The 18,486-nt window shown below is 64.6% G+C and carries 19 protein-coding genes; 13 read left to right on the top strand and 6 right to left on the bottom strand.

Annotated elements, in window-relative coordinates:
- The first annotated feature begins 18 nt into the window (after positions 1-18).
- The 4 genes from RHO23_RS05680 (at position 19) to RHO23_RS05695 (ending at position 2,817) form a co-directional block, all read left to right on the top strand.
- Positions 19-606: a DUF3090 domain-containing protein gene (locus tag RHO23_RS05680; RefSeq protein ID WP_057964690.1), complete on the top strand. Its 588-nt coding sequence runs from the start codon at positions 19-21 to the stop codon at positions 604-606.
- Entirely contained in the window at positions 590-1,420 is an 831-nt protein-coding gene (locus tag RHO23_RS05685) for an SCO1664 family protein (RefSeq protein ID WP_057964691.1), read from the top strand. Before RHO23_RS05680 ends, RHO23_RS05685 begins: the two co-directional genes overlap by 17 nt.
- Before the next feature lie 69 nt (positions 1,421-1,489).
- A complete protein-coding gene (locus RHO23_RS05690; RefSeq protein WP_423488780.1) occupies positions 1,490-2,392 on the top strand; it encodes an LppU/SCO3897 family protein in 903 nt (300 codons plus the stop codon).
- A 92-nt stretch (positions 2,393-2,484) separates the two neighbouring features.
- Positions 2,485-2,817 carry a DUF732 domain-containing protein gene (locus RHO23_RS05695; RefSeq protein WP_046253444.1) on the top strand — a complete coding sequence of 111 codons (333 nt, stop codon included), beginning with the start codon at positions 2,485-2,487 and terminating at the stop codon, positions 2,815-2,817.
- 3 nt (positions 2,818-2,820) lie between these two features.
- Here RHO23_RS05695 and RHO23_RS05700 read toward each other — a convergent pair whose 3' ends face one another.
- Entirely contained in the window at positions 2,821-3,657 is an 837-nt protein-coding gene (locus RHO23_RS05700; RefSeq protein ID WP_423489175.1) for an LLM class flavin-dependent oxidoreductase, read from the bottom strand.
- A 67-nt stretch (positions 3,658-3,724) separates the two neighbouring features.
- Here RHO23_RS05700 and RHO23_RS05705 point away from each other — a divergent pair, with 67 nt between their 5' ends.
- Positions 3,725-4,489, top strand: coding sequence for a 3'(2'),5'-bisphosphate nucleotidase CysQ (locus tag RHO23_RS05705; RefSeq protein ID WP_064408588.1), 765 nt, complete (start codon positions 3,725-3,727; stop codon positions 4,487-4,489).
- Here RHO23_RS05705 and RHO23_RS05710 read toward each other — a convergent pair.
- Together RHO23_RS05710 and RHO23_RS05715 are read right to left on the bottom strand one after the other, a co-directional pair.
- Positions 4,486-4,884 (bottom strand): DUF2834 domain-containing protein, encoded by a 399-nt coding sequence (locus RHO23_RS05710; RefSeq protein ID WP_081346239.1) that lies wholly within the window; start codon positions 4,882-4,884, stop codon positions 4,486-4,488. The two genes, RHO23_RS05705 and RHO23_RS05710, sit on opposite strands and share 4 nt — an antisense overlap.
- A 4-nt stretch (positions 4,885-4,888) precedes the next feature.
- The gene (locus RHO23_RS05715) at positions 4,889-6,607 is read right to left on the bottom strand and encodes a phytoene desaturase family protein (RefSeq protein WP_423488781.1); all 1,719 of its coding nucleotides are present in this window, start codon (positions 6,605-6,607) and stop codon (positions 4,889-4,891) included.
- 144 nt (positions 6,608-6,751) lie between these two features.
- Between RHO23_RS05715 and mshC the strand changes: the two genes are divergently transcribed.
- From mshC to RHO23_RS05755, 8 genes are all read left to right on the top strand, one after another.
- The gene (mshC, locus tag RHO23_RS05720; protein WP_030095549.1) at positions 6,752-8,002 is read left to right on the top strand and encodes a cysteine--1-D-myo-inosityl 2-amino-2-deoxy-alpha-D-glucopyranoside ligase; all 1,251 of its coding nucleotides are present in this window, start codon (positions 6,752-6,754) and stop codon (positions 8,000-8,002) included.
- A 9-nt stretch (positions 8,003-8,011) separates the two neighbouring features.
- Positions 8,012-8,893, top strand: coding sequence for an SDR family oxidoreductase (locus tag RHO23_RS05725; protein ID WP_423488782.1), 882 nt, complete (start codon positions 8,012-8,014; stop codon positions 8,891-8,893).
- 52 nt (positions 8,894-8,945) lie between these two features.
- Positions 8,946-9,374 (top strand): hypothetical protein, encoded by a 429-nt coding sequence (locus tag RHO23_RS05730; protein WP_423488783.1) that lies wholly within the window; start codon positions 8,946-8,948, stop codon positions 9,372-9,374.
- A gap of 126 nt (positions 9,375-9,500) precedes the next feature.
- Positions 9,501-9,851 (top strand): hypothetical protein, encoded by a 351-nt coding sequence (locus tag RHO23_RS05735; protein ID WP_423489176.1) that lies wholly within the window; start codon positions 9,501-9,503, stop codon positions 9,849-9,851.
- Between the two features lie 8 nt (positions 9,852-9,859).
- The gene (locus RHO23_RS05740) at positions 9,860-10,195 is read left to right on the top strand and encodes a hypothetical protein (RefSeq protein WP_423488784.1); all 336 of its coding nucleotides are present in this window, start codon (positions 9,860-9,862) and stop codon (positions 10,193-10,195) included.
- Positions 10,189-10,608, top strand: coding sequence for a hypothetical protein (locus RHO23_RS05745; RefSeq protein WP_423488785.1), 420 nt, complete (start codon positions 10,189-10,191; stop codon positions 10,606-10,608). Before RHO23_RS05740 ends, RHO23_RS05745 begins: the two co-directional genes overlap by 7 nt.
- Before the next feature lie 114 nt (positions 10,609-10,722).
- On the top strand, positions 10,723-11,046 hold the full coding sequence (locus tag RHO23_RS05750) for a hypothetical protein (protein ID WP_423488786.1): 324 nt from the start codon (positions 10,723-10,725) through the stop codon (positions 11,044-11,046).
- A gap of 252 nt (positions 11,047-11,298) precedes the next feature.
- Positions 11,299-13,248 (top strand): heavy metal translocating P-type ATPase, encoded by a 1,950-nt coding sequence (locus RHO23_RS05755; RefSeq protein ID WP_423489177.1) that lies wholly within the window; start codon positions 11,299-11,301, stop codon positions 13,246-13,248.
- On the opposite strand, the gene nbtC is transcribed toward RHO23_RS05755, so the two are convergent.
- Genes nbtC through RHO23_RS05770 form a run of 3 tightly spaced genes read right to left on the bottom strand, consistent with a single transcriptional unit; the run spans position 13,229 to position 18,388 of the window.
- Complete coding sequence (nbtC, locus tag RHO23_RS05760; protein WP_423488787.1) at positions 13,229-16,318, bottom strand: nocobactin polyketide synthase NbtC; 3,090 nt, start codon at positions 16,316-16,318, stop codon at positions 13,229-13,231. The two genes, RHO23_RS05755 and nbtC, sit on opposite strands and share 20 nt — an antisense overlap.
- Positions 16,311-17,627, bottom strand: coding sequence for a polyketide synthase (locus RHO23_RS05765; RefSeq protein ID WP_064408600.1), 1,317 nt, complete (start codon positions 17,625-17,627; stop codon positions 16,311-16,313). The genes nbtC and RHO23_RS05765 overlap by 8 nt, the downstream gene beginning before the upstream one ends.
- A complete protein-coding gene (locus RHO23_RS05770; RefSeq protein ID WP_064408601.1) occupies positions 17,624-18,388 on the bottom strand; it encodes a thioesterase II family protein in 765 nt (254 codons plus the stop codon). The genes RHO23_RS05765 and RHO23_RS05770 overlap by 4 nt, the downstream gene beginning before the upstream one ends.
- Positions 18,389-18,486 lie beyond the last annotated feature (98 nt).

Here is an 18,486-nt window from a genome sequence, read left to right on the forward strand (position 1 = left end):
GGTAGTTTTGGAGACACCATGCCCCGATCGATTCATGTATTCCGCAGCCCGGACCGTTTCGTTGCCGGAACGGTTGGGGAGCCCGGGAATCGCACGTTTTATCTACAGGCCGTCCACGAGAGCCGGATCGTCAGCGTGATGCTGGAGAAGCAGCAGGTGTCGGTGCTGGCCGAGCGCATCGGAACGCTGCTGTCGGAGGTTCATCGCCGGTTCGGGACGGAGATCCCGCCCGAGCCCGATGTGGTCGAGGATCTCAACCCGTTGGTGATGCCCGTGGACGCGGAGTTCCGGGTCGGCACGATGGGGTTGGGCTGGGATGCCGAGGCCAACTCGGTGGTTGTCGAGCTGCTCGCGGTGAGCGAGCAGGAATTCGACGCCTCCGTGGTGCTCGACGATTCCGAGGACGGTCCGGATGCCGTTCGGGTGTTCCTCTCGCTGGAAGCGGCGCGCCAATTCGCGACACGCTCCACCAGAGTGGTTTCCGCGGGCCGCCCACCGTGTCCGCTGTGTGAGGAACCGCTCGACCCGGCCGGGCATATCTGCGTCCGCACCAACGGCTATCGCCGGGGGACGGTGCCCGGGGCGGCAGATGACGCCGAGTCCTGACGATGCGGGGCCCAGCGCTAGTCCCGAGGATCACGCCGCGATCTGCGATGGCGAACTCACCGTCATCGGCCGCATTCGCTCGGCGAGCAATGCCACCTTTCTGTGCGAGGTGCCGGGCACGTCGGGTGACAGCGTGCACTGTGTGTACAAACCGGTGCGGGGTGAGCGGCCGCTCTGGGATTTCCCGGACGGCACCCTGGCTGGTCGCGAGGTGGCGACGTACCTGATATCGGCCGCGTTGGGCTGGAATGTGGTGCCGTATACGGTTCTTCGAGATGGTCCGGCGGGCGTCGGCATGGTACAGCGATGGATCCACGAGCCGGAGCTGGCCGAGGGGGCGCTCGATCTGGTCGATATCTGTCTGCCGCAGGCGGTGCCGCAGGACTACTTGCCGATCCTGCGTGCACTGGACGCCGATGGCGCCGAGATCGTGCTGGTGCACGCTGATGACGCCTTGCTGCGCCGGATGGCCGTGTTCGACACCTTGGTGAACAACGCCGATCGCAAGGGCGGCCACATTCTGCGAGGTGCCGATGGTGGTGTCTACGGGGTCGATCATGGGATCTGTCTGCACGGCGAGGACAAGCTGCGGACCGTTCTGTGGGGTTGGGCGGGCAAGCCCGTGGAGCCGGAGTTGCTTGACGATGTGACTCGGCTGGAGGAGTCGTTGCGCGGCGATCTGGGGGCCGCGCTCGCGACCCACATCACCACGGCCGAGGTGACCGCGGTACGCCTACGCGCGGTGATGATGCTGAATGAACCGGTGATGCCGATGCCCGATCGCAACAGACCCATACCGTGGCCCGCCTTTTGATTGTCGATCGTCTAGCCTGGTCGGCAAGCATGATGTTCCGTGAAGGGACAGGCACAAGGGGGCGCTGACGTGACGGGACCGCGCGACCCGTATCAGCAGGGACCGGCCGGGGAGTGGGGTGCGCCGGAGGGCTCGACTCAGGGGTACTGGCAGGCTCCGCCGCCGACGGCTCCGTACGGTTATGCCCCGGCGGATTACCCGGACGATTCGATCCGTCGCCTCTATGACGGGGTACCGCAGAACTACGCGGTTCCCCCGATGTATCCCGGGCTCCCGGGGCAAGATCCCTTCGGATCGCAGAAGAAGTCCAGACCGTGGATTCTGATTGCCTCGATCGCGGGGGCGGTCGTCGTGGTGCTCGCAGTGGTGCTGGTCGTGATTCTCAACCGGGACAGTGCTCCGCGTCAGTCGGTCAGTGCGCCGAGCACCACGGTGTCCTATGCGAACCCCGAATCACCCACGGCAGGTGGTGAACCCACCTATCAGACTCCGACCGCGCAGCCGCCCCGTACGCCGATGGCGCCGCCCCAGATGCCTGTGCCGCTCCCTGCGCCGACGGGCGCGCCCAAGGCTCCGGGGCAGGTCGCGGTGGTCGGCGACTGCATCGCGTTGGCCGCGCCGTCGGACTACAAGGCGGTTGCCTGTACGGATCCCAAGGCGGCCTGGCGTGTCATCGAGGTCGTCCCCGGCGGCAAGTGCAGGCAGACATATACCGGGTTCACGGCCGGTAATTTCTCGTATTGCATTGCGCCGCAACTGCGTATCGGCTCCTGTTATCAGACGGCTGTGGTGATGGGAAGCACTGTGTTCGTCGCTGCGGATTCCTGCCAGGCGCCGAAGGCGTTCATGGTGTTGTTCGTGATTCCCGGAACGAAGGAGTCCTCGCAATGCAAGGGCAAGCCCGGCGTCGTGCATTCCTTCGCGTTCCCTGATCCGCCGATGGCGATCTGTACGAGTGAATTCGCCCCGTGATCTTGAAATCTGGGATCGATCGACTTAAGGAAAAATGCACTCCACCAGGGCGAACGAGATCATAGGATCGTCTTCTCATCAGAGGGGACATCATGATCACAAACTTTCGCCGGTTTTGGGCTGCCGGAATTCTTGCTGCTTCACTTGTTGGAGCGGTCGGCTTTGCCGCGCCCGCACGTGCTGATGGCGAGGTCGAGTTTCTGCAGATGTTGAATGACACCACGCCGGGCACTGCGATTTTCGGTGGTGCTTCCGCTCGATACCTTGCCAGTGGATATCGCGCCTGTGATGCGTTGAGAGCGGGGTCCTCGAAGGAGGACGCGATCGCCGCCGCCACAGTGTTTCCGGGCATCCAACCTCGGTGGGAAGTGGCGTCGATCGTCGATATCGCTCCGAAGACCTTATGTCCCGACGTCAAGCACTGACGTCTAGCGCGGGGGCCCGTTCTTGACGCGTGCCCGCAGCGCGGCCAGTGGATCGTTGTGTTCGGTGTGCCAGTCCGAGTCCAGGTACCACGTGTAGCCGCCGTCGTGCAGGGTCTCGATCTTCTCTCGGGTGGCGTCGAGATCCTTCCAATCGGTGGTGGTCTCGTACACCACGTCATATGGGCCGGTGCGCCCCAATTCGCCTCGTAGCGAGTGAATCTCGCGTGCCGAATCCAGCCAGCTGGCCAACGGCGGATTGAAGTCGAACTGTCCATCGGCGGTGGTGATGTTCGGCAACAGCCCGTCACAGCGGGCAGCGCGGGACATGGACCTGAGAGCCCCGTTCACACCCACGCACCAGGTCGTGATTCGGGGCACTTGGACCGGGGGATCGGGGACCATGTGCGTCGTCGGTGTCACCCGGTAGTGCCTGCCCTCGTAACCGAACGGTTGGCCTGCCCATAGACCGAACAGGACGTCGAGGCCCTCGTCCAGCAGTTCGGCGCGGGTCTTGCGGCCCTGATCGCGCTCGAAGGCCAGCCAATTGTCATGCAGCGCACCCATTCCCACCGACAGGATGACGCGGCCTCCGGATAACCGGTCCAGCGTCGCTGTGGTGGACGCCAGATCCCACGGCTTGCGGCGCGGCAGTGGAGTGAGCATGGTGCCGAGCTTGATGCGGGTGGTGCGCATAGCCGCCGCGGTCAATGCCACCCACGCGTCGACACCCCACACCGGCTCCCAGCCGAAGATCGCGTCCCAGCCCGCTTCCTCGGCCAGCACGGCCAGCTCTGCGACATCGCCGGCGTCTCCCGTCGTCAGGACGATTCCATACTGCATAGCGGCAGGCATGCGCGTGAGTATGCCGAGGAGGTCAGACAAATCCGGATCGGGTAATACTGACCGGGTGACTCTTTCCGATGCCGCGCTTGCCGCAGAACTCGCCCACGAAGCCGGACAGCTGCTTTTGCAGGTGCGTGCCGAGCTTGGGTTCGACGACCCGAAGGGTCTGGGGGCGGCTGGCGACAAGCGTGCCAACGCGCTGCTGTTGGAGCGGTTGGCGGCCGAACGGCCCGCAGACTCGGTGCTCTCGGAGGAGGCTGTCGACGACAAGACCCGCCTCGGCGCACAGCGGGTCTGGATCATCGACCCGCTCGACGGGACCCGCGAGTTCGGGATCGAGGGCCGCGACGACTGGGCGGTGCATGTCGCGCTGTGGCAGGCCGACGATCACGGAGGGTCGATCACCGACGCCGCGGTGGCGCTGCCCGGACTGGATACCGTGTTCCGCACTGACGAGACCCGGGTGACCCTTTCGGCGCGCGCTGACTCGGATCCGATCCGGGTGGTCGTCAGTGCCAGCCGGGCGCCGAAGTTCCTCACCGATATGGCCGCACGGCTCAACATGGAGCTCATTCCGATGGGGTCGGCCGGGGCCAAGGCCATGGCGGTGGTACGCGGCGAAGCCGATGCCTATCTGCACGGTGGCGGTCAATGGGAATGGGACTCGGCGGCGCCGGCCGGGGTGGTGCTGGCGGCCGGTCTGCACGCCTCCCGGCTCGACGGGTCTGCGCTGCGGTACAACGAGCCACATCCGTATCTGCCGGATCTCATCATGTGCAGGCCCGATTTGGCGCCGTTGCTGCTGGACGCGGTCGCCGGGCGCGCCTAACCGCTGGGCGCCACGCTGTCGTCGAGGCGGAGCTGGCGCTCGCGTAACCAAAGGTAGAGAGGTATCCCGCAGCCGATTCCTACGAGAATTGATACCGGGAACAACAGCCACCAGTAAGGGGTTCGGGTGCGCCGGTGGTCGGCGATCGCCCAGACCCAGAACGCCACCAGCACCACGCCGATATCGCCGAAAAGCTGTGAGGAAGGCCAGTTGGCGAACCAGGATGTGAAGAAGAGCTTCGCATCGGGACCATGCTGGATGCAGAATCCGATGGCAGAGGCGTTGAGCCCCACGAAACTGATGATGGCCAGCGCGAGCATGACCCACTCAAGTGTGCGAGTGCGTTGGCGCTGAGGGGTTTTAGGCCCGTTGGTGCGGGCTGTCGAGTGGGTCATCGAATCACTCCACTACCGCGGCGCTCAGCGGGCGATTGTGCGTTGCGACTGCTTTACTGAATTCGAGTGCATCCCAACCAGTTTCGATTGGTGTCAGATCACTGGGATTCACAAATCGTGCTCCGCCGCGTACTTCGCGCTGTAGGTCACGTCCCGTGATCGCGCTGGCCGCCCACCGCCCGCTGAGTAGTGCCGCCTCTGTGCCGGGGCCCCACGAGGTGCTTGAGCCCACGAGGAACAGTCCCTCGATCTCGGTGCGAACACCGGGCCGTAGCGGACCGAACTGCCGTGTGTTGAATTCGATTCCGTAGGCGGAGCCCTCCGAGGATCGGGTGTAGCGCTCTTGGGTCAGCGGTGTGCTGGCCTCGCGGCAGACGATCGAGTCTTCGAAACCGGGGAACACGGTGGCGGCCCGTTTGATGAGGATGTCGGTGAGGTCTTCCTTCATCTGCTGGTACTCGGGGACGCGGCGATATGAAGACTCCGATCCTGGTTCGATATGCCACAGCCGTGGGTTGTACGGCAACGGCAGCATGATCTCGATCGAGGAGTGCCCGGGCGGCGCATAGCGGGTGCCGTGAGGATCTTTCAGGTTCGAGCAATGGATGTATGCCGGGGCAAGGTCGCCGATCAGGTCCAGCCATTCCTGCGGCGTCAGGCCCGGGGCACTGATGCGGCGCTCCAACTCGTCGAAGTCGACCAGTGTCGGGAAAACGAATGCGTCCCGGGGTGGCGTCGTCTCGGCGAGATTGAGGCTGGAACCGATGTACACGTTGAAGAACGGCAGGGCCATGCGGTATTTCTCGACGCGCCGCACCGTGCGACTTTTCACGTGCTCGTGCCCGACAAGATCACGGTACGTCTTCTTGATATCGGCATTGGAGACGACGACAGCCGCGGAGAATTGTTGACCGTCCTCAAGGCGTACGCCGGTGACGGCGCCCGACTCGATGATGATTCGGGAAACCGATGCGTTGGTGAGCACCTTGCCGCCCGCCGACCGCACGACATCGGCCAGATGTGCGGAGAGCACTTGGCCTCCGCCCTTCGGGTACCAGGTTCCGCCCTCGATGAACATGGTTTGGAATACCGCGTAAACGGCGAAGGGGAGTCTGCTGGGGGGTGCGTCGACGCTGCCGAACGGCGGGGACAGGACGATCCGCAGGGCCGGGGAGAATCCGAAGAGCCGGAAGACGCGCGACATGGGCAGGCCCAGCAGCGGGGCAGCGATACCCGAGCGCAGTACCCCCGCTGCGGTACGGCCCAGACTGGACAGGCCGCGGTCCCGGTCTAGTCCACGGCCGGCGCGGCGAACGAACGTGACGAACCGCCGGATCTTCCGTTCCTCGTCGGGAAACGCATCGATCAGCCGGGCGAGGTAGTTGTCCCATCCTCGCGGCGTGGTGAATGTGTGCCCCGGCAGCGTGTACGTCTCGACGCCCTTGCGGTCGAGTTCGATAAATTCGACACGGCCTTCGCCGCCCAGACTCTTGAATAACGCAGGAAGTATGCCGTCCGGGCCGCAGTCGCCCATGTGGTGCACGCCCACATCCCATTCCCACTCACGTTTACGCCGGAACACATGGGATGAGCCACCGATAACGTCGTACTGCTCGAGGACCAGCACCTTCTGGCCGATCGCGGCGAGATGCGCGGCCGCAGAGATGCCACCGAGACCAGACCCGATGACGATCGCGTCCCATTTTTCTGCTGCCTTCTGCATTGAGGCTCCTCGGGTGATGGCGTGGCGCTTCTGGTGATCTGCACCGGGAAAACCGATCGGTCTACCGGAAGTAGACCAGTCGATATACCTGGGGTCAAGTACCTCACGCACCGCGGCAACCTGGCGGCCCAATAAGCTGTGCGCATGCAGTCGTGGGCGTCGCCGCCAGTTCCTGAGCTCGACGGTCGTGGTCCGCAGCTGCGGCTGTACGACACCGCCGATCGTCAGGTGCGGCCGGTGACGCCGTCGTCCGGTCCTGGTTCCAGCGCGACCATGTACGTGTGTGGCATCACGCCCTATGACGCCACCCACCTGGGCCACGCCGCAACGTATCTCACGTTCGACCTGATCTACCGGCAATGGCTCGACGCGGGCCTGGATGTGCATTACGTACAAAACGTCACCGATATCGACGACCCGCTCTTCGAACGTGCCGACCGGGATGGCATCGATTGGCGCGAACTGGGGGACCGGGAAACCGATTTGTTCCGGGGCGACATGACCGCGCTGCGGGTGCTGGCACCACGGGAGTATGTGCGCGCCACCGAGTCGATTGCCTGCATCATCGAACTGGTCGAGAAGATGCTGGCTTCGGGCGCCGCGTACGTCGTGGATGATCCCGAGTATCCGGACGTCTACTTCAGGGTTGATGCCACCGAGCAGTTCGGCTACGAGTCGGGGTACGACATCGAGACCATGTCGCGGCTGTTCGCCGAACGTGGCGGAGATCCAGACCGGCCCGGCAAGGCCAACGAACTCGATGCTCTGCTCTGGCGCGCGGCACGGCCGGGAGAGCCGAGCTGGGAGGCCTCGTTCGGATCGGGCCGACCGGGCTGGCATGTCGAGTGCTCGGCGATCGTGCTGCGTGAGCTCGGTGCCGGTATCGACATCCAGGGCGGCGGTAGCGACCTGATTTTCCCGCATCACGAATACAGTGCCGCGCACGCTGAAGCCGTTACGGCGCAACGCCGTTTCGCACGTCACTATGTGCACGCCGGGATGATCGGCTGGGACGGGCACAAGATGTCCAAGAGCCGGGGGAACCTGGTGAAGGTTTCGGTGTTGACGGCCGACGGCGTGGATCCGGCAGCGATCAGGCTCGGGCTGTTGGCCGGACACTATCGTGCCGACCGGTCCTGGAGTGATGCCGTGCTCTCCGACGCGCAGGCCCGGTTGGCCCGCTGGCGCCATGCGGTGGCACTGCCCGCCGCGCCGAGCGCCCGCGATGTGGTGTCTCGGGTGCGGCGCTATCTCGCCGATGATCTCGATACGCCAAAAGCGCTTGCCGCACTGGATAACTGGGTGACCGATGCGCTGGCCTACGGCGGGCACGATGCCGCGGCGGGTGCGCACGTACGTCATGCGGTGGATGCCCTACTGGGAGTGCAGCTGTAGCGTCGGGCCATGGGTTCAACGCTGAACAACATTGCCGGCAAGACGGTCATGATCACCGGCAGCGCCGGCGGCATCGGTGTGGAAGTCGCACACAGATTGCACGCCAAGGGTGCCAACCTTGTGCTGACCGATCTGGACGAGACAAAGCTTGCGGCCGTTGCCGACGATCTGGGCCGGGATCGGGTGCTGGTGGCGGTCGCCGACGTGTGCGATCTGGCGGCGCTGGAAGGGGCCGTCGCCCAGGCGGTTGAGCGATTCGGCGGCATCGATGTGGTGCTGGCGAACGCGGGCCTGCTGACGTTCGGCTCGGTGCTACAGGTGGACCCGGCGGCCTTCAAGAAGCTGATCGATGTCAACATCCTCGGGGTGTTTCACACGGTGCGCGCAGCATTGCCCTCGGTGATTGAGCGCAAGGGCTACGTGCTCATCGTGTCTTCCCTGGCCGCCTACGCGGCGGCACCGGGGGTCACGGCGTACAACGCCTCCAAGGCCGCCGTCGAACACTTCGCGAACGCGTTGCGTCTGGAGGTGGCGCATCGAGGCGTTGACGTGGGTTCGGCACACATGTCGTGGATCGACACCTCGATGGTGAACGACCAGAAGGCCAACCTGTCGGCGTTCTCGGAGATGCTGACCCGGCTGCCACCGCCATTGAGAACCGTGACGTCCGTCGAAGCGTGCGGTAAGGCCTTCGTCAAGGGCATCGAAAAGCGGCGCCGGCGCATCAACTGCCCCGGCTGGGTGGGGGTGACCCGTTGGCTCAAACCGGTGTTGTCGACACCGCTCGGCGAACTGCCCATGCGGGGCATGATTCCCGAGATCCTGCCCCGCATGGACGCCGAGGTGGCCGCTCTGCAGCGTGCCGCCCGTGGTGACGTCGGCGAGACCTGACGCGATCGCCTATACCCGCTACGGGTATGGGGTGTAGGTGTACCGTGAAGTGATGGCACTCGGCGGCGAACGCGCAGCGCTGCGCGCGGGCGTCGGCATGGCATCGGTGATGCTGCGGGCCCTGCTGATCATCGCGGTCGTGCTGGTGCCGGTGCTGAAGTGTCCCGCGGCGCGAGACACCGCCGCTGGAACCACGGGCACGCCGGCCGCATCTGTTCATCTCGCCGAGGTGCCGTATGTGCTCGCCTCTCTGCCCGGTGCCGAGGGCCATCACGACTGTTGCCCGCTGCCCGCAGTCATCGCGGCGGTGTCCGGCGTGTTTTCGGGATGGGCCATCGCGCTCACGGTCGTGGCGTTCGTGGCACTCGCGGTGTACGCGATGTGGCGCCCAACAGCGCACGGTCCGCCGCGGGGGCAGCCCCATTTGTTGTTGAGTGACGGCAGTGATCGTCTCTTGCATTTTTGCGTGATGCGGCGCTGAGCGCTTTCCGCATCCCCGCCGGCGGCCACCGCTAGCGCCCGAAAGCACGCCCATTGCCCCGCGGGCTGTGGCGCGCTGCATTTCGCCAATCATGCATGACTCCAACACTTTTCAGATAAGGACACGATTGTCGTGGCTACACCATCTTTGGCTGCGCCGCGCGCAGTCGCCGGTCGCCTCGGCGGATCGGCATTGGCGGCCGGGTTCGCCGCCATCGCATTGGCAGTGCCTGCTTCCGCGGGCCCGACGCAACCGGGGCCGCAGGCGCCGGGTAACGCCCAGGCCCTCATTGCCGCATTGAAACTCCGTGGAGATCAGGTCATCATCAACCGCAGTGGGCCGCTCAAGCCGCTGTCGCAATGCACCGCAACCTCGATACGGGTCGGGCGGCACATTTACGACCAGGTGCCGCAGCGCAAGGGCCCGGCCAAGCGTCAGCTGGCCTCCCATGTCATGTACGTGACCGTGCAGTGCTAGGGAACATCATGTACCGCAACATTTTTCCTTGTCGGTCCATCCTGGCGGCAGCAATCCTCGTGGCGGGGCTGGCCGTCTCCACATCTGCGGCAGCCTCGGCCGGTCCGGCGTCACCCGATGCGCTGCAGGTCATCACGCAGTTGCAACGCCAAGGTGACAAGGTCGTCGTCCAGCGCACGGGCAACAAACCGCTGCAGATGTGCACCGTGACATCGGTGCGCGAAGGAGAGTCCCAGTACTGGTGGACTCAGCCCCGCATCGCCAACCCCAACCGCGCGAAACGTGCCAACGGGGTAGGGACTCAGCTGATATACCGCACCGTGTACGTCGACGTTCAATGCTGATCGGTTCCCGGATGCTGCGCACTGCGGTGGGCGTCGTTATGGCGGCGGTCCTTGTCGTGCTTGTGTTGCCGTGTTCGGCGATGCACCGCGACGTGAAGGCTGCCGCCACTTCGCTTCACCATGCTGTCGCGGCTGGGGCCTCTCAGCAGCTCACCGATGTCGCGGCCCGGCAGCATGATCACATCGGGCAGGCTCAGGCCTTCCTATGCACCGTCGTCGGCGAGGCCGTTACCGCGATGGCCACGCCCGCCGCGGCGCGTCTGCTGTGGTTGGTCGCGGCCGTGATCGCCGTCTGCGTGTTGGCCTCTGTGATCTGTCCGCCGGTGACTCGGGGTCCGCCCCCGCATACCGAAGCCGCAACAACAGTCAGCGGTCGCACCCTCATCCATCGCCTCTGCGTACTGCGGCGCTGATCCCGGCCGGGCCGGGTTTCGCATGCGTAACGCATCCGAGCTCTGGCCTGCAGCCAGCCATCAGTCACCTCCGTGCCTCCTCGGTGCGGCCTTACACATAGAGGTTCTTGTGCCATGAACACCATTTTTTGCGGGCGACTGCCCACATCGACACTGATCGCGGCCGCCTTTGCGGCGGCGTTACTGGCGGCTCCGGCTGCCCAAGCCGGTCCGGGTGCGCTCGGCGACGCCCAACAAGTCATCGATGCTCTCAAGGCTCAGGGCAACAAGGTCATTGTCACCAAGGCGGGCAACAAGCCACTGTCGCAATGTGTGGCCACGCGGGTACGCAAAGATCTCGACGTCTTCGGCAACCCGCGCATCTACCCGAACATCTCGTGCGGGCCCACCAGGCGGGTGTGGCTGTACAGCGTGTATCACGTCGATATCCAGTGCTGACCCCTTGACCTATACCCCCTGGGGGTATTTAATCTGGGCATGAGTTCGCATAGGGATCACCCTGACCATCCGTCGTCTCACGCGCCGGCCGCAACATGCGAATCGGACGAGCATGCTGCGCACGGCAGCATGCACGAACATCACGGGCATCATGGCCAACCCGGGGAGCATGCGGATCACACCGGCCATCAGCATCATGACCATGGCGGCCATGGTGATCATGTTGGGCAGTTCCGCAGGTTGTTCTGGATCATGTTGGGGCTCTCGGTGCCGGTGGTCGCGTTCAACGACATGTTTGCGATGGTGATCGGCTACCAACTGCCCACCACCGGCTGGATCCCGTGGATATCGCCGGTTCTCGGCACCGTCATTTACTTCTGGGGCGGCAAGCCCTTCCTGACCGGGGCGGTCGCCGAGGTGCGCGGACGCAGGCCGGGAATGATGCTGTTGATTGGCCTGGCGATCACGGTGGCCTTTGTCGCATCGTGGGGCGCCAGTCTCGGCCTGATCGATCACCAGCTCAATTTCTGGTGGGAGCTGGCGCTGCTGGTGGTGATCATGCTGCTGGGGCACTGGATCGAGATGCGGTCGCTGGCGCAGACTACGTCGGCGCTCGACTCGCTGGCGGCACTGCTGCCCGATAGTGCCGAACGCGTCGAGGGGGACGCGGTGGTGCCCGTCGCGCCGGCCGATCTTCGGGTCGGTGACATCGTTGTCGTGCGTCCGGGTGGCTCGGTGCCCGCCGACGGCCGAATCACCGAGGGCAGTGCCCATCTGGACGAATCGATGGTGACGGGGGAGTCGCATCCGGTGCGCCGTCAGATCGGCGATCAGGTGATTGCCGGAACCGTGGCCACCGATTCGGGTCTGCGCGTGGAAGTCACCGCGGTCGGTGATGACACCACGCTGGCCGGGATCCAGCGGCTGGTCGCCGATGCGCAGGCCTCCAGCTCGCGCGCGCAACGGATCGCCGATACCGCTGCGGGATGGCTGTTCTGGTTCGCTCTGGGTGCCGCCGCGCTGACTGCCGTGGCTTGGACGATCCTGGGGGAGCCCGACACCGCAGTGGTCCGCGTCATCACGGTGCTGGTGATCGCCTGCCCGCATGCGTTGGGTCTGGCCATTCCTCTGGTCGTCTCCATCGCCACCGAGCGTGCGGCCCGGGGCGGGGTATTGGTGAAAGACCGCCTGGCCCTGGAGCAGATGCGCACCGTGGACGTCGTGCTGTTCGACAAGACCGGAACGCTGACCAAGGGTGCCCCCACCGTGACGGGTGTCGAACCTGCCGGCGGACGCGATGCCGACACCGTGTTGGGGCTGGCGGCCGCGGCCGAGACCGACAGCGAGCATCCACTGGCTCGCGCCATCGTGGAGGCCGCTCGCAGACGGGGACTGCCGATCGTTGCCGCGAGCGGCTTTTCCTCCGAGCCTGCCCTGGGGGTCACCGCGGACGTCGCGGGCGTGCAGGTCGCCGTGGGTGGCCCTGCTTTACTGAAAAGGCATGGTGCGCAAGAGCTGCCGATCGCCGACAGATGGCGTACCGAAGGCGCGATCATTCTGCATGTGCTGACCGACGGGCAGGTCGCCGGCGCGCTGCGCTTGGCCGATGACATCCGGCCGGAGTCCCGTGACACCGTCGAGGCGCTGCACAGGCTGGGTGTATCGGTGGTCATGATCACCGGTGACGCACATGCCGTGGCCAACACGGTGGCCGCTGAGCTCAGCGTGGATCGGGTGTTCGCCGAGGTGCGGCCGGAGGACAAGGCGGCAGCGGTGGCGCAGTTGCAGTCCGAAGGACACACCGTGGCGATGGTCGGTGACGGTGTCAACGACGCCCCCGCGCTCGCGCAAGCCGATGTGGGTATCGCGATCGGAGCGGGGACCGATGTCGCGATCGCGTCGGCCGGCGTCATCCTGGGCAGCTCGGATCCGCGCTCGGTGCTCTCGGTCATCGAGTTGTCGCGAGCGGCCTACCGAAAGATGAAGCAGAACCTTTGGTGGGCAGCCGGATACAACCTGATCTCGGTTCCGTTGGCGGCGGGTGTGCTCGCGCCGATCGGATTCGTGCTTCCCATGAGCGTTGGGGCCATTCTGATGTCGGCATCCACCGTGGTCGTCGCGCTCAACGCACAGCTACTGCGCCGCTTGGATCTTCGTCCGGAACAATCCGTGCGGCGCATCCTTACCGCACCTGGGCGGTGAGAGCCTCGATGACATGGTCCACGGAGGCGCCGCCGAGTAGATCTTGCACTGGCAGCTCGAAATTGAGCTCAGCCTGTACGCGTCGCCGAAATTCGAGCGCCTGCAACGAATCCAGGCCCATCGCCACCATGGGCATGGCGGTGTCGATGGAGTCGGCACGGTCGGCTCCGATGACCTCAGCGAGTAACTGCACAAGATGTCCGGGTCGGTTCTCGGGAGCCACCGCCGCGGGCCGAGTTATCTCGGTGGACGCTACAGGCGTGCTGATGTCCACGAGCTCGGAGAGCAGCGGACCGTATCCGAAGACGCCCAGTACTTCACGAGCCTGCGTGAGATCGAACGCCCCGACAAGGGTGTTGCCAGTGTGTAGCCCCATTCCGACCGCGAGAGCATCGGCGGGTCTCATGGGATGGACTCCCGCCGCAGCCAGTTTCGCGATGCCTGTGTCATCGAGATCGAGGTGCGTGGTCCACTGGCCCCACTGCACGGACACGCAATCCAGTCCGGCAGCACGTTGACGGGTCGCGAGCACGTCCAGCATCCGATTGCCCGCCGCATACATCAGCTGGCCCTTGCCGCCGATCGTTGCCACCAGGGACGAGCACAAGACGACGCGGCAGAAATCGGTGCGGGGCAGTGCGTTGAGAACGTTCGTGATCCCTGCGACCTTCGCATGCAGCGCCTGTTGGAACCGCTCGACCGTAATCTCGCTGAAGGGGAGATCCGAATAGTCCACCGCGGCATGGATGATGAGGTCCGCGGGGGCTTCACGTAGGTCCTCGGCCAGCGTGGCGACAGCAGAGGCATCGGTCACATCACACGACAGCACACGGACCGTCGCGCCGGTGCTGCGGCGGATCGCGTCGAGCCGTCCGGTCACGGTGTCAGTCTCGCCGGAACGGCTGATCAGGGTGATCTGTCGGGTACCCAGCCGGGCATAGTGCTCACAGAATTCCTGACCGAGTTTTCCTGTTCCGCCGGTTATCACGACGTGATCGGGTACTGCAGTTGCGGTTTCGTGGTCACTGTCCTGATCGGCATCCAGAATGCGCTTGGCGTACATGCCGTCTGCCCGGAGCGCCAACTCCGATTCTCCGGAAGATTGCAGCGCGGCCAAGATGGTGCTGGCATTATCTGGGTGTGCGATATCGGGCGCGAGGTCCAGGTGTCGAAAGACAGTTCCTGGGTGTTCGGCACCCATGCAACGGAACCCGGCGGCGATCGCGGCGTGCACCGGATGTGGCGATGCGTCTGTGGCGACAACCTCTTCGCCCCCGACCGTGACAATCCAGCAACCGGTGACAGAGTTCGACAGCTCTGGCCACCACGTGCGGTCGCCGAAGAACTGAGCCACCGCGTCGGCCGCCCCGGGATCATCCAGATATCCCGCAGCGGGCAGCACGATCACCACAGTGTCTGCGTCTCCGGGACCGGATACCTCTGCGTTGCCGATGATGTGGGCTGACGAACCGAAATCCGCTGCGCAGTCCCGGAGTGCCGCGGTGAGTGCCCCGGCCTCACCGGTGGCATCAATGAATCCGTAGGCTCGTGGCGGCATCATCGAGCGCCTGGTCACCTTGGTCCAGGCCTCGCGCAACAGTCGTGGGTGCGAGAGGGAGTCCGCATCGTGTTCCGAGCGACCGGCGTCCGTAGTGGTGGGCTGCTTGGGTACCGACACTCCACCGCCCGCCCCACGGTACGACAACCAGAGCGGAACATCGTTGTTCTGGACATTGGGGAAGTCGCGTAGCGGTAGCGAAACTGATTCGGATGTCTCGGCGCGCAGCGCATCCCAGTTGTAGTCGAGATCGTGCACGGCGAGGTTCGCAAGGTTGGCGGTGAAGTCGGCCAGATCCGTTGCGGCCCGGGTGGATGTGCCCACCACGCACGCGGCGCGTTCGGAGCCTAGAGTCGAGAGGTTCTCGCGGATCGCCAGCTGTAGCGTGGGGTGCTCGCCCAACTCCACGAAGGTGTCAACCTGGGATCTCACCGCAGTCGCCATGGCACGGTCGAAGCGGACAATGTTGCGCAGGTTCCAGAACCAGTACTGCTCCAGCGGGGTATCACTTGTAATCGGCGTACCGAGTGTCGCTCCGATGCAATCGATTTCGGAAGGCTCGAACTCGCTGACGCCGAGGCGCTCGACAAGTGCCCTGCGGATATCCGCGCCGATCGACGCGATCTTGCTGGTATGAGCCGGGTATCGCACCGCGATGGTCCGTGCGAAGACACCGGATTGGGTGAGGTGTTCCACGATCTGGTGGACGGTCTCGTGGTGGCCGGAGACTCCCACCATCGACGGGGAATTGATCACCGAGAGTTCGGCCCAACCTGATTGCCGGGCAAGAAGTTCCTCGCAAGTATCGCGGTCGGCGGCGATCACTGCCATGGTGTAGTCGTCGGCGGGGAACTCGTCGGCGATCTTGGCTCGGGTGCCCACCACGGTTACCGCATCGGCAAGGGACATCACGCCAGAGACGTAGGCCGCGGCGATCTCGCCCTGACTATGTCCGATGGTGGCGTGCGGGGTCACACCCACCGCACGCCACAGCGCGGCTAAGCCGGCCATTTGGGTGAAAAGGGCTGGCTGAACCGTGCTTGCGCTGTCATCTGCGGGGAGATGTTCGTCGAGAAGGTAATTCAGTGGTGAACGGCCGAACTGTGCGTTGAACAATTCCGCGCATCGGTCGACCTCTGTGCGGAAATCGGGGAATCGGTCGTAGAAGAGTTTCCCCATTCCCGGGCGTTGCCCGCCCTGCCCGGGGAACACGAATCCGCGTCGGCGTGAGGACGCGGGCTCGGCATTGCGGACCACGTGGACGTGGTCCGTGCCGGCGACCACGGCCCGCAGAGCAGCTTCCAGTCGGTCGCGGTCTTCGGCAACGATCAGCGCACGGTAGCGGCGTGCAATGCGGGTCCGAAAGATCATGCCCGCGATGCGATCTGGGGCGATTTGCGGGTGGTCAAGCACATACGCGAGGAGCGCGGAGGCCTCCCTGCGCAGTACCTCCGGAGTATCCGCAGAGAGCAGAACGGGGACGGCTCCGTTAGGTAGGCGATGGCTAGACATCGTCGCCGTCCTCTCCCTCTGCGGGCATCGCGATGATGGCGTGGGCATTGGCGCCCCCGGCTCCGAAGGACGAGACCGCGCCGTACCGGAGGCCGTTCTTCGGCTCCCAAGGGTGCAGTTTCGTGGACAGTCGGATCCCGGTCATGGACCAGTCGACCTTGGTGGTGGGGTTGTCCGCGAACAGCGTCGGTGGGATATGTCCATGCTGACCAGACAAGAGCAGCTTGATCAGGCCCATCATGCCCGCAGCGGATTGAGCGTGCCCTGCATTGGATTTCGCGGATCCGAGAAGCGCGTTGGAGCCGCCGGCTCCGTACGTGCTTTGCAGCGCGAGGATCTCGAGCGGATCACCCGCACGGGTGCCGGTTCCGTGTCCTTCGAGCATCCCGATGTCGGCGGGATCGACACCGGAGGCGGCGATGGTCGCGGCCACCAATTTGGCCTGTGCGCGTCCTCGTGGCACCAGAATGGGTTTACCGCCGCCGTTATGGTTGGTGCGGACCGCCATGATACGTCCGTACACCCGATGTCCTAGAGCGCGTGCACGCGATTCACGTTCCAGCACAACCATTCCGACGCACTCGCCCCAGAGGGTGCCATTCGCCTCGTCGGAGTATGAGCGGCAGTGCCCGTCGGGGTCCAGTGCGTGCATCCGTGAGAACTCGTAGAACCCCCCAGGTGATCCCATGACACAGACTCCACCCGCGATGGCCCATTCGCATTCGTCGGCTCGAACGGCGGATGCGGCGACGTGCAGCGCGGCAAGCGACGAGGCACATGCGGAGTCGATACACATGGATGGCCCGATAAGTCCAAGTTGGTGCGAGATGCGGCCGGCGGCGCCGAGTTGTCCACGACCTACGACACGCATGCCGCTATGGGCGTTGACTTCGCCGACAGGAGGACCGTATTCATTGGGGGAGATGCCAATGAATACACCGGCCTCTGAGCCGTCGAGTGCGCCGGGGTTGAGGCCGGTGTTTTCTAGAGCTTTCCATGCCGAGCGCATGGCCACCCGCTGCTGCGGGTCCATTGCGACAGCCTCCCGTTGTGTGATGCCATAGAAGGTCGGGTCGAAAGCGCCTGCATCGGTAAGGAATCCACCCGCATCGGACACACGGCCCCAGCCGTCGAGATTGGACAGCGATAACAGTTCGTCGATAGGCCAATCGCGATCACGGGGGAATGGGCTGATGAGCTCGCGGCCGTCGGCCAGTGCGCGCCAGAACGCTGCGGGGGTGTCGATTCCTCCGGGCGCCTCGATCGCCATCCCGGAGATGACAACAGGATCGGCGTCGGTGGTGCTCATCGTTGCGGCGAGATTGTGCGGGCTGCGTTCCCTGCCAGTAGCTCGGCCAGGGCTTCGGTCTGGGAGTTCAGGAAGAAATGCCCGCCATCGAACAACGTCACTTCGAGTTCATCGGTGTGCTTACTCCAACCGTAGAGGTCGGCCATGGTGATCATGGGGTCCTGGTCCCCGCCGATCGAGTGGATACGCGCGGCAACCCTAACTCCGTCGGCACACTCGTATGCGTTGAAGGCCCGGTAGTCGCCCTTCATGACCGGTAGCGCCATCCGCATGACATCGAGACTGCCCATGACCGCGGAATTCGTGCCATCGAGGGCGCCCATATGGGCCAGTACCGCGTCATCGTCGGTCGGCAGGGCAGGCTTGCCGGCGATATTGGCCGGCGCCACCGCCGAGGAGACGGTCAGTTGACGCACGTCCAGTCCGGCGGCCTCCGCCAGCCGGACGAACTCGAAGGAGACGACCGCGCCCATGCTGTGGCCAAAGGTGTGGATCGAAAGGCCGCGGTTGTGCTCGGACGATCGGAACTCGGCGAACGCTCCCGACGCAATATCGTTAAGCGTGGGCAGCGCGGGCTCACCGGCGCGATCTTGTCGCCCGGGATATTGGAATATCACGACATTGAAATTTGCTGAAGCGGCTTTCGAAAGCATGCGATATGCCGAAGCGCCAGCGCCTGCGTGCGGAAAAAGCAGTAGTAATGGCGCATCGGGTGACTCTGGCTTGTGGAACTGCCTGATCCATCCGAGTTTGCGATCCACGTCGAGCTTCCTTCCAACTTGCAGATAGTTAGATTAGCCTAACGTAACCCGGTGTTGGGTATGCAGCTCGTGTTCGGAGCGTGGTGATTGACAGCACC

Origin of the sequence: Mycobacteroides sp. PCS013, assembly GCF_049532645.1 — a bacterium.
Classification (GTDB): domain Bacteria; phylum Actinomycetota; class Actinomycetes; order Mycobacteriales; family Mycobacteriaceae; genus Mycobacterium; species Mycobacterium gwanakae.

Coding starts and splice junctions, on each gene's coding strand:
- RHO23_RS05715 (WP_423488781.1), bottom strand. CDS start 6,607: ATGCAGAAGGCAGCAGAAAAATGGGACGCGATCGTCATCGGGTCTGGT.
- RHO23_RS05685 (WP_057964691.1), top strand. CDS start 590: ATGACGCCGAGTCCTGACGATGCGGGGCCCAGCGCTAGTCCCGAGGAT.
- RHO23_RS05680 (WP_057964690.1), top strand. CDS start 19: ATGCCCCGATCGATTCATGTATTCCGCAGCCCGGACCGTTTCGTTGCC.
- RHO23_RS05700 (WP_423489175.1), bottom strand. CDS start 3,657: ATGCAGTATGGAATCGTCCTGACGACGGGAGACGCCGGCGATGTCGCA.
- RHO23_RS05750 (WP_423488786.1), top strand. CDS start 10,723: ATGAACACCATTTTTTGCGGGCGACTGCCCACATCGACACTGATCGCG.
- mshC (WP_030095549.1), top strand. CDS start 6,752: ATGCAGTCGTGGGCGTCGCCGCCAGTTCCTGAGCTCGACGGTCGTGGT.
- RHO23_RS05725 (WP_423488782.1), top strand. CDS start 8,012: ATGGGTTCAACGCTGAACAACATTGCCGGCAAGACGGTCATGATCACC.
- RHO23_RS05755 (WP_423489177.1), top strand. CDS start 11,299: ATGTTGGGGCTCTCGGTGCCGGTGGTCGCGTTCAACGACATGTTTGCG.
- RHO23_RS05710 (WP_081346239.1), bottom strand. CDS start 4,884: ATGACCCACTCGACAGCCCGCACCAACGGGCCTAAAACCCCTCAGCGC.
- RHO23_RS05730 (WP_423488783.1), top strand. CDS start 8,946: ATGGCACTCGGCGGCGAACGCGCAGCGCTGCGCGCGGGCGTCGGCATG.
- RHO23_RS05745 (WP_423488785.1), top strand. CDS start 10,189: ATGCTGATCGGTTCCCGGATGCTGCGCACTGCGGTGGGCGTCGTTATG.
- nbtC (WP_423488787.1), bottom strand. CDS start 16,318: ATGTCTAGCCATCGCCTACCTAACGGAGCCGTCCCCGTTCTGCTCTCT.
- RHO23_RS05765 (WP_064408600.1), bottom strand. CDS start 17,627: ATGAGCACCACCGACGCCGATCCTGTTGTCATCTCCGGGATGGCGATC.
- RHO23_RS05740 (WP_423488784.1), top strand. CDS start 9,860: ATGTACCGCAACATTTTTCCTTGTCGGTCCATCCTGGCGGCAGCAATC.
- RHO23_RS05695 (WP_046253444.1), top strand. CDS start 2,485: ATGATCACAAACTTTCGCCGGTTTTGGGCTGCCGGAATTCTTGCTGCT.